We start from the raw sequence: 15,810 nt of genomic DNA on the forward strand, positions 1-15,810 counted from the left end.
AAAATATCTAAGCAATAACTCCCGAACAATGATCTGCTGTACTTCCAGTCGCAGAAGACAACACATTGATCTCGTTATTCATTTTTAAAACACCCATAAAGGCAAAAATCAGGGCTTCTTTATAATTGATGATCTCTTTTTCAGGGATGATGACTTCGGCTTTTGTTTTCGCTCTTATTTTTTCAATTAAAAACGTGTTGTAAGCGCCTCCTCCGGTGATAAGAATATCTTTTATACTATATTGATTGATGACATTGGTAATCTGCTGGGCAGCATGTTCCGTAAAAGTAGCCAGTGCATCCAGTGTTTCAATATTTTCAAGAAGTGGAAATATATGTTGATGGCACCATTCTATTCCCAAAGATTTTGGATGTGAAGTTTGATAGAAATCCAGGGCGTTAAGTTGATTCAGTAGGGTTTCATCTATTTTTCCCTTTGCTGCCAATGCTCCGTTTTCATCAAAATTTTTATGCAGTTGCTGGGCCAGATGGTTCAAAACAATATTTACCGGGGCGATATCAAAGGCAATTCTTTTTCCTTCCGAACGTAAAGAAATATTGGAGAATCCGCCCAGGTTCAGGCAAGCACTGTATGCAGAGAAAAGCAATTCATCACCTATAGGAACCAAAGGTGCTCCATTTCCTTTCATCAGCACGTCCTGACTTCTGAAATCATAGATAACAGGAAGTCCGGTTTCCAGTTTTATAGCTCTGCCGTCGCCGATTTGTAATGTGAATTTTTTTTGAGGCTGATGAAAAACAGTATGGCCATGAGAGGCAATCAGGTCAATATTTTCAAGCTGATGTTGATGAATAAACTTTTTAACCTGTTGTCCAAGATAAAAACCATAGCCTGAATGCAGTTCCAATAAATCTTCAGAAGAAAGATGAATAGAGTTTCTAAGTTGAGTTTCCCAATCCTCAGAATAGGAGAGTGTCTCAGCTTTAAGGATTTGAAAGGTCCATGTGTCCTGCTTTTCAAATTCAGCGAGACAGATATCCAAACCATCCAGACTTGTCCCGGACATCAACCCAATAGCCAGCGCTTTCATTATTTTTTGGATTTATTTTTTATTTTCAGAAATTCTTTTGGAACTGAAATCTCCGGAGTTGTTATAGAATGTGTATTCGGAAAAGTCATCCTTGGCGGTCATTCCGTTGGCACCTACCAGTGTAGAACCGTCTTCCATGGTAACATAAACCGTATCTTTGGTATAGATTCTGTTTTTTTTCTGGTCCCAATAAATACTCTGCATGGCAAATCTCTGTCCTTCATTGGTTTTTATCTTTACATCACCTTTAGCTTCATAGAATTTTTTGTATTCAAAAATACGGGCATATTTAGCGGTAATTCTTCCTGGAACTTTAGGTTTCTTTTTATCAAAAAACTCAATGTCAATTCCTTTTCTGGCTATTACATATGGACTGTCAATCAGTTCGTATTTTTCAATGATGGGTGCTTTGGCTTTTAACGTAATAAAGCCGGAATCACGCTGTATAATATTAGCGTTGTTGATGATCTGTGAAGGAAAGTTTTTGCTTTGACTGCCATTTCTTTTGGTAAGATCTTCCTCACAGGATGTCAATATAAAAAATATAGCACAACTAAAAAGGCATGCTATATTTTTATATGATATTTTTTTTGAAAAGTTCATTTTAGTTATAAAGAGTCTTTCTGAACCACTTATCAGCAAAATTAAAGCCGATTCTCAGGTTGATGAAATTCTGGTTGATCAGGTTGTTCTTAAGAGTTCCTCTCTTACCAACTTCTAATCCGATTTCAAGACCACTCATTCTGGTGATACTACTGTTTTTGAATGGTAACATTACTCCGGCAGAAATACCGAATTTGTTAATACTGTTCCCTTCCAGATTCAGATTTCCTCTTTCATAAAATGCTCCATATCTGTAGATTACTCTTGAGAAGTAGCTTCTGAAGTTGTTATAATTGGGAAGGTACCATCCCCCTGCAGAAATTCTGTACGTATCCTGGAAACTGAAATCTTTACCAAAGTAAGAGATATCTTCTCCTTTTTTATAATCTACCTGTCCTGATACAAACCAATGGTTCTCACTTCCGTATCCAACCCCTAAGGATGCCTGTAATGGAAGAAGATTTTTAGACTTCGTTTCTTTTTGTTCGATGATTGTTTCTGATCCGCTAACTTTAGTCGTTTCCTGAGCATCAGAATATCTGTACGTACTATTGGTGTATTGAGTAGTCATATTACTTGTATTACCAAAAGTAGCGGTAGCTCCTACCGTGAACTTTTTATCAGTACGTGTATTTAAAGTCTGGTAACTTGTTCCCAGTGTAAAATTAAAGTTTCTGATTCTGTTTTTAGTCTCATATCCATTAACGTATTCACCTGCATACGTACCAAGGTTGCTGTTGTAAGCTCGGAATTCATTTAGGTCATTAAGATCTCCAAAATAAAGGTTTGCTTTTGCTCCTACTGATAATTCCTGATTGATTTTATAAGAAACTGCAAGCTGTGCTGTGTTCAAAGTTCCACTTCCTTTGAAATTATTTCTGTAAAGAGGAGTCGTGTTATCACTGGCAAGCTGTTCTGTTACGATGTCGTAGCTTTTAGAACTGTATGGCTGATAAGAGATCCCCATTTTCACTTTTGAAGATAATGGAAATGCAATCGAAATATTGGAAAGATACGTAGAATGCTTTGTAGATTTCATATCGTTATAGTTCGATTTGAAATAATTGTTTTCGTTGGTAGCTTCCAGTCTGATACTCGTAAGTTCAAAATTGGCGTTGTTTGCCGGGTTGGCAAAATTGAAACTACTGGTAAAATCACTAATAAAAGCAGTAGATATACCTCCCATAGAAGTAGTTTCGATCGTATTATCATATTTCACATCTCCAATTCCATAAGTTGCATAAGGAGAGTTGCTTAGACTCTGCGCATTCAGAAAATATCCAACTGATATGAATGATACTACAAAGATTTTTTTCATTCTTTATTTTTAAAACAATGCGCAAATATCTTAAATATTAATGAATTGTAAAAATTATATGTGGTTAAAGTTTGTTAAGGGCTTGTCTTTAAAAGAAAAATGCAATTTTTCCGCCATAAAAATATCAATTCTGTTTTGTAAAAAAAGACTGTTCTATGATGAACAGTCCCGGTTTATATGAATAAGCATTTATACTATTATTTTACCTGGAGAACAGAACGGCTGTGGCTGAAACATTCAAAACTGAATTTTCCGTGATATTTTCCCATTCCCGAAGTTCCTACACCTCCAAAAGGTAAGTAATGTGACCCCACGTGGATAATAGCGCTGTTAATCTCAGCATCTCCACTTGTGGTGTGGTCTAAAACATAATCGGCAAATTCCTGATCCTCTGTGAAAACATATAATGCCAATGGTTTAGGGCGGCTATTGATTTCCTCCAACGCTTCCTCAATATCATTATAGATCATAATAGGAAGAATAGGGCCGAAAATCTCTTGCTGCATCACCTGATCATCCCAGTTCACATTATCCATTAAAGTGGCTTCAAAGTGACGGGTCTCAAGATCATAATGTCCTCCATAAATTACTTTTTCCGGCGTTGCTTCAAGGTAACCTGCAAGATGTTTAATTTGGTTCTGGCTTACAATCTTCCCGATTTTTCCCAAAGAATTCCCTTCATAAGCAGCATTTAAATGAGCTTTAAATTTTTCAATAAATGCATCTTTTACAGATTTATGGATATAAATATAGTCAGGAGCCACACAGGTTTGTCCGCAATTAATCCATTTTCCGTAAGATATTCTGGCTACAGCTTTATCAAGATCAGCATCTTTGTGAACGATGGTAGGAGATTTTCCTCCAAGTTCCAAGGTAACCGGAATTAATTGTTCTGCAGCGGCTTTCATCACAATTTTCCCGACATTCGGGCTTCCTGTAAAGAAAATATAATCAAAAGGTAAGCTGAGTAAAAGAGTATTTTCCTCAATAGCTCCCTGAATAACGGCTACATAAGATTCATCAAAAGATGCTTTCACAATATCTTCAAGCACCTGCGCGACATGTGGTGTATTTTCGGATGGTTTTATGATTGCTGTATTTCCGGAGATCAAAGCTCCGATAAGCGGACTGAACGTCAATTGAACTGGATAGTTGAAAGGTCCGATAATATAGGTAACCCCATAAGGCTGATAGGTTATTTTGCTCTCAACTTCAGCGCCTGAAGGATGTGGTTTTGAGGGGACGGAAGTAGGTTTTGCCCATTCAACAATATTTTCAAGCAAATAATCAAGTTCGCTGATCACTATTTGAATCTCCACATATTCCGCTTCTTTTCTGCTTTTTCCCAAATCTGTATTCAAAGCCTCACAAAGTGCATCGGTATGCTGAAGAAAAACATCCCGGAATTTTTTTAGTTGTGCTTTTCTGAATTCAATATTTTTTGTCTGATTGGTTTTGAAAAAGGCTTTCTGCTGTTGAAATATGCCTTTGATTTTTTGTTCCAGGTTAGTATCCATTGGTTTACAATTTTAATATTTGAAATTGGTGTGAAATTGTAATAAATTTACGAATAATTTCACTGAACAAATGTATTGCTTAAAATTAAATTGCGTAAAATTTAATTTTATATTTTATTCTAATCCTGTTATTGATATTACCTATAATGTATTTCTTTATAAACTTTTATTTTGAGTTATTGAGATTGTATGAAGATATTAAGATAAGCTTCGCTTAAGTTTAAAATCAGAATAATTCATCTTAATAATTCTTTATTTCTTCAATCCTTCTTAATGGTTTGACTGCATCCTTCATTTTTATAGATTTAAAGAAACTCAAAAGGTAGGATCTGCATTTTTATCCATTTTAAGCTGACTTAATTTTATGAAATGAAATAAGATTTTTTATCTTTGAAACATGAATTGGGAGAACATCGCCGGACAGACGAATCTGAAAAAACTTCTTAGAGAAAGCATTGCTGAAAACAGAGTGAGCCATGCCCAACTTTTTGTAGGAAAAGAGGGATACGGAACACTGCCTATGGTACTGGCCTATGCAAGGGAAATTTTCAGTCAGGAAAACGAACATGCTGCTGCGAAGGTTGAGCATCTCAATCATCTGGATCTGCATTTCAGCTTTCCGGTTTTTACAGACAATAAAAACTCATTAAGCAAGAATAAATTTGATGAATTCAGAGAAATGATCTTGGCTTCACCCTATGCAAGTTATGATGACTGGACCGCTTTTTTAGAATCAGAAAATAAACAGTTATTTATTTCTGCGGATGAAGTGGATGACCAGAATCAGAAGTTCTCTTTAAAAAGTTATGAAGGAGGAACCAAAATTCTTATCGTGTGGAGAGCAGATAAAATGAATGTCGCCGCTTCTAATAAGTTTTTGAAATTTTTGGAAGAACCACCAGCAAAAACGGTCATTCTTCTTACAGCTGAAAGTACAAACGATATTCTTCCAACTATTCTTTCCAGAACACAGATGGTAGAAATTCCGAGAATTAATGATGAAGATATAGAAAGTTATCTTAAAAAGAATTTCTCTGTTTCAGAAGAAAAAGTGAGAGAGATTGTTCATGAAGCTCAGGGAGATCTCAATGAGGCTATAAAATTGTTGAATTCCGGAGATAAAAGCAACGAGTTTGAAAAGCTTTTTGTACAATGGGTGAGAGATGCATTTATGGTAAAGAAGAAACCGGAATATCTCAGAAGCATTATTGTCTGGGCAAGAGAAATTGCAGGATGGAACAGGGAAAAACAGAAAAATTTTCTTAATTACTGTTCTGAGATTTTCAGACTGGCATTGCTTCAGAACTATCAATCTGAAAATCTGGTCTACAAAAAGATCAATGCGAACGGTTTCAATTGGGCCGGCTTTTCAAAATTTATCAGTGGGGCTAATATTGAGAGTATTTTGGAAGAAATTAATACAGCCGATCTTCACCTTACCAGAAACGGAAACCCCAAAATTGTCTGGACCGATCTGGGAATTAAACTATCAAGATATATTCATAAAAGTACATAAATAAAAACTCTGGTTAACGCCGGAGTTTTTATTTTATTCTGGAGATTATCATTTTAGCTTTACTTTCCTGCCTTTTTTATGTATACTTTAATTGAATATAGGCTGGAAATAATTAAAATTATCATTGAAATATTTCCCATATATGAATTAAAAATGAGCTCTCTTTTTATTGTTTTCCATTAAAAACTGCCTCTGTTGCGTATTCAGCATATATTATAGAAAACGTCTTTTCTTTGCAATAAATTAAATCTATATTAAAAAATCAATCAATCGTTTGATTTGTGTTAAAACTTGTGTACATTTGCGCCCTGAAAAATGAACACTAACATGATTTCAAAAGAAGAAAATATATTATTCGCAGCTGAGAAGCTCTTTGCAGAAAAGGGATTCGAAGGAACTTCCACCAGAGAAATTGCAAAGGATGCGAATGTTAATATTTCTATGATCTCGTATTATTTTGGCTCTAAAGAAAAACTTTATGAGAAATTAGTAGAATACAGAATGAATGAAGGTCAGTTTTTTTCTAAAGATCTTTTGGGAAGAACAGACATCAACGAATGGCAGAAGATTGAAAGAGTAATCGATCAGTTTTCTCACAAGATCCGGACTCAAAAGTGCTTCTACAGGATTATGCAGAGAGAGCAGCTGCATACTAAAAATCCTCAGATTGTAGAATTTTTGAAGCAAACCAAAATGGGATTCCTTTCCATGTATTCACAAATATTGGAAAGTGGTCTTAAAAATGGAATTTTCACCAAAAATCCACCTATTTATCTCCTTCATTCTACCGTAAGCGGAACTTTGTTTTATGCATTTAATGCGAAAGAAATGTATAAAGAGTTCCTGAATGAAACAGAAGATGAAGAAGCTTTTGATGAAAAATACTACACAGAACTTAATAAACATATTAAATATTTACTAAAAGACCTTTTAGGTTATGAAGAGAATAAATAACTCAGTGATTGCATTATCACTATTCGTAGGAATAGCAAATGCGAATGCTCAGGAGAAAAGAACACTTACTCTTGACGAGGCCGTGCAGCTGGGAATCCAGAACAGCAAGAATCTCAAGATCGATGCAGCCAAGATCGAAGAGGCTACAGCTGATCTTTTGGAGGCTAAAAACAGACAGCTACCGGAATTAAAAGTGTCAGGTAGCTATATGTACCTTCCGATAAAACCCAATGTTGATATCAAACTTCCTGGTCTTGCAGGCGGAGCTGGCGGGCCTGAAATACATCAGGTAGTTTACGGTTCTGCTAACCTTAGCGTTCCTATTTACAGCGGCGGAAGAATCAAATATGGGATTCAGTCCGCTAAATATCTTGTAGAGGCGTCTAAACTAAGCACTGAGAATGATAAAATTGCTATTGCTTACAACGTTGCCCAGGCTTATAACAATTTGTTTAAAGCTAACCAGTCTATCAAAGTTTTTGAAGAAAATCTTGCCGCTTCTCAAAAAAGAGATGAAACCTTCCTTAAAATGGAAAATAATGGTTTGATCGCAAGAAATGATAGATTAAAGGCGAACCTTCAGACTTCAAATATTGAACTTCAACTATTGGAAGCTAAGAATAACTATAATATTGCCAACATCAATATGGATCTTTTATTGGGGCTTCCTGAAACTACAGAACTTACAGTAGATGAAAATTATATTGAAGAAGGATCAGACGTAAAACCTGTTGATTATTATGTTACCGAAGCCAGAGAAAACCGTAAGGATTTACAGGCTCTGGCACAGCAGAGAAAAGCAGCGGAATTAGGTTCGAAAGCAGCAAAAGCAGAAAATCTTCCTTCCATCGCATTTACAGGAGGTTATGTAGCAGCAGATATCCCTAAGTTTCTTACGGTATACAATGCCATCAATGTAGGAATCGGGGTTTCTTATAACCTGTCTAATCTTTGGAAAGAAAATTCTTCATTGAGACAATCACAGGCGAGAGAAAAACAGCTTGCGGCAACTGATGAATTACTGAATGATAACATCAAGCTTGATGTCAACAGAGAATATCAGAACACAGACTATTCGAAAAAGAGAATTGCTGTTTTTGAAAAATCGGCGGAACAGGCTAATGAAAATTACAGAATTACCAAAAATAAATACGACAACGGGTTGGCAACCATGACTGAATTGCTGGATGCAGACGCAGCTCAGATTGCCGCCAATGTTGGCGTGATCAATGCCAAGGCAGATGCTGCACTGGCATACAGAAAACTATTACAGACAACAGGAACTTTAACAATTAAATAATCAGATCGAAACCAAAATGGAAAATAATAATACACAGGCAGCTGAACCTAAAAAGAAAAAAAGTTTAGTTTTTCCTATCATTTTAGCGGCAGTAGTAATCGGAGGAGGAATCTACGGTTACAGAGCCTTTACTTACGGACAGTATCACGAAGAGACTGATGATGCTCAGATTGCTTCCAATATGGCCCCGGTAATTTCTAAAATCTCCGGCTATGTAGCTCAGGTAAAAGTAAAAGACAACCAGTTTGTGAAGAAAGGAGATACCTTGGTGATTTTGGATAACAGAGATCAGAAAATGGCTCTTGATCAGGCTCAGGCAGCATTATCTACAGCTAAAAGTAATATCTCCAATGCAGAAGCTACTACCACAGCGACTTCAAAAAATATCGGTTCTTCTGAAGCAGCGGTAGTTACTGCTAATGCTCAGATAGAAGCAGCAAAAGTAAATGTCTGGAAAACTTCTCAGGATTTGAAAAGATATGCTAATCTTGTAAAAGACCATTCTATTACAGAACAACAATATGAGCAGGCTTTGGCTGCAAAACAATCTGCAGACAGACAGTTGCAGGTTTTAGTGGATCAGAGAAACCAAATTGCTCAGCAAACTCACATCGCTTCTTCTCAGACGGCTGCAAGCTCACAACAAATCAGTGTGGCAGGATCTGTTGCTAAACAAAGAGAAGTAGATGTAGAAAATGCAAAATTGAATCTATCCTATACTGTAATCCTTGCTCCTGAAGATGGATACGTAGGAAAAGTACCTACACAGGCAGGTCAGTATCTGCAGGCTGGGGCACAGTTGTTTGCTTTGGTTAAAAATGACCAGAAATGGGTGGTAGCTAACTTTAAGGAAACGCAGGTAGATAAAATGGTAGAAGGGCAGAAAGTGAAAATTGAGATTGATGCCTTCCCTGATAAAGAATTTGAAGGAGTAGTTAGCTCATTCTCTCCTGCTACTGGAGCTACTTTCTCTATTCTTCCTCCGGATAATGCGAGTGGTAACTTCGTAAAAGTAGTTCAGAGACTTCCTGTAAAAATTGATTTTGTAAATCTTGACAAGAATATTGCCAAAAGATTAAGAACAGGAATGAACGTAAAGGCAGAAGTTGCTTTGAAATAACATTTAAAATTGTTAAAAATCAATGAACTTCGTTGTCATGAGTGAATCAGCTTTGCTGTCAATTAAAACGGCAGGCTTTACAATTCACCATTCACCTGCGAAGCAAAATTCGCCATTGATTTTTCACATCGAAAAAAACTTATGCAAGATTCATTAGTAGAATATGGAGCGCGGAGAGTAATTATTACGATTACGGCTATCCTTTGTGCCCTTCTTGAAATTGTAGACTCCACGATTGTCAATGTTGCCTTGAATGAAATGAAGGGGAATCTTGGAGCTACGCTTTCAGAAGTAGGGTGGGTGATTACAGCGTATGCCATCGGGAATGTTATCATTGTTCCGATGACGAGCTGGCTTTCACAGCAGTTTGGGCGTAGAAATTACTTTGCGGCATCCATCATTATATTCACCGTATTTTCATTCTTATGTGGAAATGCGACCAATATCTGGGAACTCGTGTTTTTCAGATTGATGCAGGGAATCGGGGGTGGAGCCTTATTGGTAACCTCACAAACGATTATTACGGAATCTTATCCGATTGAAAAAAGAAGTATGGCTCAGGCTATTTACGGCCTTGGGGTAATTATCGGTCCTACACTAGGTCCGCCTCTTGGAGGATACATCGTTGATAACTTCAGCTGGCCCTATATTTTCTATATTAATATTCCGATTGGGATTGCAGCAACGCTGATGACTCTTCAGTTTGTAAGAAGCCCGAAATATGCAGAAAAACGTAAAGCTTCAGATGTTGACTGGCTTGGAATTGCTCTGCTGGCAGTAACAGTAGGTTCATTACAGTTTATTCTGGAAAGAGGACATGAAGAAGACTGGTTTGAAAGCGGAATGATCGTAGCCTTCACTGTAGCAGCAATTTTAGGATTTATACTATTCCTTTGGCGGGAACTTACCTTTAAGTACCCGATTGTTGAGCTCAGAGTGCTTAAAAACAGTAACCTGAGAATCGGGACTATGATGTCATTCGTTCTTGGATTCGGATTGTATGGTTCTACATTCATCGTTCCTTTGTACACCCAGAGTATTTTGGGATGGACAGCACTTCAGTCAGGAGCTTTGATGATTCCGGCTGCATTAACGACAGCCTTTATGATGCCTATCATTGGGAGACTACTGGCAAAAGGAGCAAAACAGCAGATCCTGGTTTCATTAGGACTATTTATCTTCTTTGTGTACAGTTTCTGGGGATACAAAATTCTGACACCGGATACCAGTAAAGATGCCTTCTTCTGGATGCTTATTGTAAGAGGTGCGGGGCTGGGATTATTATTTATTCCGATTACCTCTTTGTCATTAAGTACACTAAAAGGGCAGGAGATTGGTCAGGGAGCAGCGTTTACAGGGATGATGAGACAGCTGGGAGGATCTTTCGGGATTGCGGCGATCACGACCTTTATTGCCAATGCAGGACAGAAGTACAGAAATAACTTAATTTCCCATCTGGACGAAAACAGTTTTGATGTTCAGCAAAGACTGGCAGCATTGAAAGCCAATTTTATAGCAAAAGGGATGACTCCTGATGCAGCAATGAATGCCGCCTATAAAATGCTCGATTTATCTGTAACAAAACAGGCCACTGTTTTATCTTATATGGATGTATTTCTTTACCTCGGAATCGTATTCCTGATATGTATTCCGTTTATCTTACTCGTAAAAGAAAGAAAGAGCAAAGAAAAAATAGATTTGAGTGAAGCCATGCACTAGATTTAAAAAAGACCTTCGAAATTTCGAAGGTCTTTTTTGTTGTATCTGCCTTAACATGATAAGAGACAATACTTTCTGTTTTCATTTTGTTAAATAAAAAATAATATCACTTATTGGAGAGTTTATTTATTTTTTCTAGCTTTACATCACCAAATGAAAAAAATATGAATAAATTCCCTCACCTTGTAATAATACATTCAAAAAGGATTTGTCGGAATGCTGCCTCATACTTTATCTGATTTCCGGTTATTGAACTGAAAGACCTGGCTGTTCTTCACTTGCTTTTTATAGTTCATAAAGACAATTTCCCAATATCCGAAAACGGTATGAAGTATTGTATTCCGTTTTATTATTTAGCTAAATCATGATTTCAAGCCACTAATAACTTATTATATATGAATCAAATTCAACTGCCGGAAACTTATGCGGCATTATCAGATTTCAGAAAAAATGACGTCTATCTTCCTGAAATGAATCAGGCTCAGCTTATTGCAGATTTCTTTCCCGGAACTTTTACAGAGCTTACCCAGCGCCTCTCTGATATTACAGGGGCTTTTTATGGAGGCATGCTCAAACAGATTGGAAAACTTTACGGAGCTGAAGCTATTGAACAGCTTTCTAGTACTTTTATGTACGATCTGGGATCAAGAATGACACTGAGGAATCTTGAAGCAAAACCCAATCTGCAGCCTGGAATTCCGGCCGTTGCAAAAATATTGATGGGAGCAGTTTTTACATCCAGTCCTGAATATAATTTTGAATTTAAAGAATTAAATGACTACAAATGCGAATTGCTCATTAAAGGAGTAGACCGTTACCACAAAATCACCCATAGCCTGCAAATTGCAGGTCTGCTGAAATGGCCAGTCATAAAACCTTTTATACAGGGCATTTGCGACACTATGGGACTGGATGTTTTATTGGATATAAAAGTACTCAAACTTGATCCGGATAGCTCATGCAGTTATCATGTTTTTATTTCAGAAAAGTAACATCAGATATGAATAAAAGCGGACTAAAGTCCGCTTTTTTGTGTAAATGAATATCCAATGGTTTTACCCGAAATGTATAAAGCATCTCGCAGATTTTGTTGATTCTGCAGATTTTAATTTAACAAAATTATAGTCATAGAGGAAAAATTAATTAGGGATGGGCTATCATCAAGAGCGTAGACGAAGAAAGCCCATTTACAAAAAAAATATCTTCCAACGGTTTTAGCCAAATCATAAAACGTTATAATAATAAACTCCAATCCCTGAACCCCGAACCTCGTATCGCGAATCCCAAACCTTATTCAATATTCTCTACCCACTCAATACCACTTACATCAATCAGTTTCAAAGTGTGGATATCATTTTTTTGAAAAATATCATCAATATTCAGAGTAATATCAGCCTTGGCTCCCAACGGAATCACAAGACTGTGTTTTCCAGGTTTCACTTTGGCAACATAATGATTCTTTATATTTTCTTTTGAAATTCCGGAGAGTTCTTTATGATCAAGTTCCTTTAAAATCTTTCCGTTTTTGTCGAGAACATGAATACCTATCAGAAAAGAACCGTACACATCAGCACCTTCTGTTCTGTAGACTTCAAATGTCAGCTTCGAATTGTTATGAGAAATATTTGAAATCTCAAGTTTAGGTTTTACAGACTTATTATGCAGTGTTCCCCATACACCTCCATGAAAATATTGATTGGTAAAGAGAGTCAGTCCGAATATAATCACTGAGCCTGCCAGTACAAGAACTTTTGGGTTTGAAATAGGAAAACTCCCTGAACCCGACCATTGAAACCATCTTTTCTGGGTGAAATTTTTGTTGTTTTTTATGAAATAATAGTCCAGAGAATAAGATCCGCTTCCTGTAAGAAACAGTACAAATCCGCCTGCAATACCTAAAACACCAATCTGCCATTCATCAAGACAAGTTGTTCCCAGCCATCCGGAACCTAGTAAAATTCCTAGAGCAAGACTGAAAATTCCTATACTCATTAAGCGGGTCAATAATCCGAGGATGATGAATAAACCCACAATGGCTTCGATAATGGTAAAAATCATCATAGAGCGTTGCAAAGCATCAGGATGAGTTACCAGGTATTCAATAATTGGTTTTATTCCCAGGGCATTGGGTAAGAAGTGATTGAATTTTTCCCCGATATATCCCTTTTCATCAGGAATAAGCTTGTTTTCGAGGATCAATCTGCGCCAAAACGCTGAAAAGTAAGTCCATCCGATAACCATACGGAGGGATAAAGTGTATAATCCGGCCAGCTCTGAAGACTGACGGTTTAAGATATGTTTCATTGAAATTACTATTGTATTGTAAAAAACTGATTTTTAATTCGATTTAAAAAAAGTTTAAACCAGATTAAGCTTCAGCCTTTTAAATAAAATATATTTCGGTGGGCTGTTACCTGTAGAATGCCCTGAGTAGTTATTGAAAGAAATCCTTTTTTCGACAGAATTTCCGGTTGTTGAAGAAAAACCAGGAAAAGAATTTTTGTATTGGCTCTGAGTTTTGTTTTTTGAAACCGAAATTCCGGAAGTAGCAGATGCCACATCACAGCTAAAGGAAATTGAAGAGGTTGTTTTAATCTTATTCAGTCCGCTTATGAACTGAATGTCAAAAATATCAAGAACATTTCTTTTTACAGAACAAGGAGATAATGAAAACACCAAAATAAGCATCGTAATGATTGCTTTATAGGTTTTCATATGGACTCCTGAAGTGTGCATGATTACAAAACTACACTTTATTTCAATGTAAGCTTAATAAATTCTAAAAAATCGTTTTGCTGATCAACAAATAAGTAATGGGAACAGTTATCAATGAGTCTGAAATTTGTCTTTCCAACTATATTTTTGAGATCATTCATCTGTTTTTCTGAAAATATGCCGTCATTCTTACCATACACTGCAAAAACGGGAATTCCTTTTTTTCGAATATCTTTTAAAACCGAGGTATTATCCAGATTATTCTGAGGCTCATTTTGATAGAATTTAATAGGAGACTCAGCATTTCTTATATTGTTTTTGTAAAATTCGCCTGTTTTGTATTCCGTTCTCAGCATTTCACTTTCAGGAGTAGGATGAGGCATATCAAAGAAGCCAAGTTTCCCGGCCATATCATAGCATCTTTTTCTGTAAGCAGCAGAATTTTTCTCCAGACTTTCTATTTGTGAAATCTCTTGAAGCTGAGCAGCATCATTTTTAAAATGTTCTTTAGCCTGTTTTAAAATATGATCATAGGTTTCCTGTTGGGTAAATAAAGCTCCTGCCAATGTAAGTGTTTTTACTTTTTGAGGAAACTGATCTGTAAATAAAGTCCCGATGATCCCACCAAAACTATGGGCAAGTATATTTGCATTTTGGAGGTGATAAGTGGTGTAAATATCTTTTAAATCCTCAAAACTTTCTTTGAATGTCATGGTAGCATTCTCATCCTTTGAGCGCCCTTCACCGCGTCTGTCATAAACGATCACATAAAATCCTTTATTGGCAAGCATGTGAGCGGTAGTTCCTTCAAACAAAGTAGCATTTCCGCTTGGTCCGCCATGGATAAAAATAACAGGTGGGTTTTGGGGATTTCCATACGCTTTTGAATATAAATTCTGTGCTTTGAAGAAGATCGAACATATAATAAAAAGAAAGAAAAACACAGATTTCATGATGTCGTTTTTAAGTTCTCAAAACTACTAAATATTCTGGGTAAAAGAAGATCAAATGAAGGGAATTATGATTACATTTAAAAATTGAAATCACTACTGACGGATAGTTGTCACAACTCTGGTTTATTTTTACCCTTTGAAAGTCTTTACTTAAAAACAAAGAAATATGGGCACCAATAATTTTGATACCATCGTCAAACGTTCTTTAGACATCAGAGAGAAGTATCATCAGCTGGAAATAAAAAGCAACGGAAAAGAATGGTCATTGGAAGAAGATGCACTTGCATATCTTACCGATGCCGGACTGGTAGGGAGAAATGTAATGTCCCATCAGAAAACATGGCTGAAGAAAGATTCAGCAGAAGAACTGGAGCATAAATTAGCCGAAAATATCTGGTGGCTGATTGTTCTGGCAGACCGTACAGGAATTAATATTAACGAAGCCGTGGACAAATTTTTAACGAAAACAGAAAATATATTGTAATGAGTTATTGTTTAGCAATAGAAGGAATGCAGCCCGAAAGTAGAAAAGAACTGCACAAAAATTACCATGACCATTATTATGGGTTTCCTATTCATGATGATAATGAATTGTTTGGAAGACTGATTCTTGAAATCAATCAGGCAGGATTAAGCTGGGAAACGGTTCTGAAAAAAGAAGAGAGTTTCAGAAAAGCATATGACCAATTTGATATTCAGAAAATAGCAGATTATACAGAAGAAGACCGTGAAAGATTATTGAGCGATCCGGGAATTATAAGGAATAAGCTAAAAGTAAATGCTGCCATTGAAAATGCTAAAACAATCATTGCATTACAAAAGGAATTTGGTTCTTTTGAAAAATGGCTGGAGCATCATCATCCACTGACTTTGCAGGAATGGATGAAGCTTTTCAAAAAAACATTCAAATTCACTGGTGGAGAAATTGTAAACGAATTTCTTATGAGCACCGGATATCTAAAAGGCGCTCATCATGAAAGCTGCCCGATTCACGCAAAAGTATTAGCTCAAAAGCCTTTATGGAAGAAAAAACAGTGAAATAAT

Annotated in this window: 15 protein-coding genes; 8 read left to right on the forward strand and 7 right to left on the reverse strand. The window is 36.4% G+C overall.

Annotated features, from left to right (window positions below; all coding sequences use genetic code 11):
* Positions 1-7: 7 nt before the first annotated feature.
* From A1704_RS14475 to mdlD, 4 genes are all read right to left on the reverse strand, one after another.
* Positions 8-1,051, reverse strand: coding sequence for an anhydro-N-acetylmuramic acid kinase (locus A1704_RS14475; protein WP_062674539.1), 1,044 nt, complete (start codon positions 1,049-1,051; stop codon positions 8-10).
* A gap of 12 nt (positions 1,052-1,063) precedes the next feature.
* Positions 1,064-1,654, reverse strand: coding sequence for an LPS export ABC transporter periplasmic protein LptC (gene lptC, locus A1704_RS14480; RefSeq protein ID WP_062674541.1), 591 nt, complete (start codon positions 1,652-1,654; stop codon positions 1,064-1,066).
* 1 nt (position 1,655) lies between these two features.
* Positions 1,656-2,972, reverse strand: coding sequence for a porin family protein (locus A1704_RS14485; protein ID WP_062674543.1), 1,317 nt, complete (start codon positions 2,970-2,972; stop codon positions 1,656-1,658).
* A 197-nt stretch (positions 2,973-3,169) separates the two neighbouring features.
* Positions 3,170-4,489 (reverse strand): NAD(P)-dependent benzaldehyde dehydrogenase MdlD, encoded by a 1,320-nt coding sequence (gene mdlD, locus A1704_RS14490; protein WP_062674545.1) that lies wholly within the window; start codon positions 4,487-4,489, stop codon positions 3,170-3,172.
* Between the two features lie 397 nt (positions 4,490-4,886).
* On the opposite strand from mdlD, the gene A1704_RS14495 reads away from it, so the two are divergent.
* The 6 genes from A1704_RS14495 to A1704_RS14520 all read left to right on the forward strand — a co-directional run bounded on the left by A1704_RS14495 (position 4,887) and on the right by A1704_RS14520 (position 12,090).
* Positions 4,887-6,005, forward strand: coding sequence for a DNA polymerase III subunit (locus tag A1704_RS14495; protein ID WP_062674547.1), 1,119 nt, complete (start codon positions 4,887-4,889; stop codon positions 6,003-6,005).
* Between the two features lie 327 nt (positions 6,006-6,332).
* The gene (locus A1704_RS14500) at positions 6,333-6,959 is read left to right on the forward strand and encodes a TetR/AcrR family transcriptional regulator (protein WP_228432442.1); all 627 of its coding nucleotides are present in this window, start codon (positions 6,333-6,335) and stop codon (positions 6,957-6,959) included.
* Positions 6,943-8,259, forward strand: a complete 1,317-nt coding sequence (locus A1704_RS14505) for a TolC family protein (RefSeq protein ID WP_062674553.1) — start codon at positions 6,943-6,945, stop codon at positions 8,257-8,259. Before A1704_RS14500 ends, A1704_RS14505 begins: the two co-directional genes overlap by 17 nt.
* Positions 8,260-8,275: 16 nt before the next feature.
* Positions 8,276-9,379 (forward strand): HlyD family secretion protein, encoded by a 1,104-nt coding sequence (locus A1704_RS14510; RefSeq protein ID WP_062674555.1) that lies wholly within the window; start codon positions 8,276-8,278, stop codon positions 9,377-9,379.
* Positions 9,380-9,520: 141 nt separating this feature from the next.
* The gene (locus A1704_RS14515; protein ID WP_062674556.1) at positions 9,521-11,098 is read left to right on the forward strand and encodes a DHA2 family efflux MFS transporter permease subunit; all 1,578 of its coding nucleotides are present in this window, start codon (positions 9,521-9,523) and stop codon (positions 11,096-11,098) included.
* Positions 11,099-11,493: 395 nt separating this feature from the next.
* A complete protein-coding gene (locus A1704_RS14520; RefSeq protein WP_062674558.1) occupies positions 11,494-12,090 on the forward strand; it encodes a hypothetical protein in 597 nt (198 codons plus the stop codon).
* Between the two features lie 298 nt (positions 12,091-12,388).
* On the opposite strand, the gene A1704_RS14525 is transcribed toward A1704_RS14520, so the two are convergent.
* From A1704_RS14525 to A1704_RS14535, 3 genes are read right to left on the reverse strand one after another with little or no spacing between them, the layout of a single operon-like run.
* Positions 12,389-13,402 carry a TQO small subunit DoxD gene (locus A1704_RS14525; protein ID WP_062674560.1) on the reverse strand — a complete coding sequence of 338 codons (1,014 nt, stop codon included), beginning with the start codon at positions 13,400-13,402 and terminating at the stop codon, positions 12,389-12,391.
* Between the two features lie 54 nt (positions 13,403-13,456).
* Positions 13,457-13,813: a hypothetical protein gene (locus A1704_RS14530; protein ID WP_062674562.1), complete on the reverse strand. Its 357-nt coding sequence runs from the start codon at positions 13,811-13,813 to the stop codon at positions 13,457-13,459.
* A 38-nt stretch (positions 13,814-13,851) separates the two neighbouring features.
* Positions 13,852-14,766, reverse strand: coding sequence for an alpha/beta hydrolase (locus tag A1704_RS14535; protein WP_062674564.1), 915 nt, complete (start codon positions 14,764-14,766; stop codon positions 13,852-13,854).
* A gap of 166 nt (positions 14,767-14,932) precedes the next feature.
* On the opposite strand from A1704_RS14535, the gene A1704_RS14540 reads away from it, so the two are divergent.
* Positions 14,933-15,250 carry a nucleoside triphosphate pyrophosphohydrolase family protein gene (locus A1704_RS14540; protein WP_062674566.1) on the forward strand — a complete coding sequence of 106 codons (318 nt, stop codon included), beginning with the start codon at positions 14,933-14,935 and terminating at the stop codon, positions 15,248-15,250.
* Positions 15,250-15,804, forward strand: coding sequence for a DNA-3-methyladenine glycosylase I (locus A1704_RS14545; protein ID WP_062674568.1), 555 nt, complete (start codon positions 15,250-15,252; stop codon positions 15,802-15,804). Before A1704_RS14540 ends, A1704_RS14545 begins: the two co-directional genes overlap by 1 nt.
* The last annotated feature ends 6 nt before the right edge of the window (positions 15,805-15,810 follow it).

Origin of the sequence: Chryseobacterium cucumeris (genome assembly GCF_001593385.1) — a bacterium.
In the GTDB taxonomy this organism is placed as follows: Bacteria; Bacteroidota; Bacteroidia; order Flavobacteriales; family Weeksellaceae; genus Chryseobacterium; species Chryseobacterium cucumeris.

Excerpts from the sequence above, each read along its gene's own strand:
- A1704_RS14530 (WP_062674562.1), bottom strand. The coding sequence starts at position 13,813 with ATGAAAACCTATAAAGCAATCATTACGATGCTTATTTTGGTGTTTTCA.
- A1704_RS14475 (WP_062674539.1), bottom strand. The coding sequence starts at position 1,051 with ATGAAAGCGCTGGCTATTGGGTTGATGTCCGGGACAAGTCTGGATGGT.
- A1704_RS14515 (WP_062674556.1), top strand. The coding sequence starts at position 9,521 with ATGCAAGATTCATTAGTAGAATATGGAGCGCGGAGAGTAATTATTACG.
- A1704_RS14510 (WP_062674555.1), top strand. The coding sequence starts at position 8,276 with ATGGAAAATAATAATACACAGGCAGCTGAACCTAAAAAGAAAAAAAGT.
- A1704_RS14500 (WP_228432442.1), top strand. The coding sequence starts at position 6,333 with ATGATTTCAAAAGAAGAAAATATATTATTCGCAGCTGAGAAGCTCTTT.
- A1704_RS14505 (WP_062674553.1), top strand. The coding sequence starts at position 6,943 with ATGAAGAGAATAAATAACTCAGTGATTGCATTATCACTATTCGTAGGA.
- A1704_RS14495 (WP_062674547.1), top strand. The coding sequence starts at position 4,887 with ATGAATTGGGAGAACATCGCCGGACAGACGAATCTGAAAAAACTTCTT.
- A1704_RS14535 (WP_062674564.1), bottom strand. The coding sequence starts at position 14,766 with ATGAAATCTGTGTTTTTCTTTCTTTTTATTATATGTTCGATCTTCTTC.
- mdlD (WP_062674545.1), bottom strand. The coding sequence starts at position 4,489 with ATGGATACTAACCTGGAACAAAAAATCAAAGGCATATTTCAACAGCAG.
- A1704_RS14540 (WP_062674566.1), top strand. The coding sequence starts at position 14,933 with ATGGGCACCAATAATTTTGATACCATCGTCAAACGTTCTTTAGACATC.
- A1704_RS14485 (WP_062674543.1), bottom strand. The coding sequence starts at position 2,972 with ATGAAAAAAATCTTTGTAGTATCATTCATATCAGTTGGATATTTTCTG.
- A1704_RS14525 (WP_062674560.1), bottom strand. The coding sequence starts at position 13,402 with ATGAAACATATCTTAAACCGTCAGTCTTCAGAGCTGGCCGGATTATAC.
- A1704_RS14545 (WP_062674568.1), top strand. The coding sequence starts at position 15,250 with ATGAGTTATTGTTTAGCAATAGAAGGAATGCAGCCCGAAAGTAGAAAA.
- A1704_RS14520 (WP_062674558.1), top strand. The coding sequence starts at position 11,494 with ATGAATCAAATTCAACTGCCGGAAACTTATGCGGCATTATCAGATTTC.
- lptC (WP_062674541.1), bottom strand. The coding sequence starts at position 1,654 with ATGAACTTTTCAAAAAAAATATCATATAAAAATATAGCATGCCTTTTT.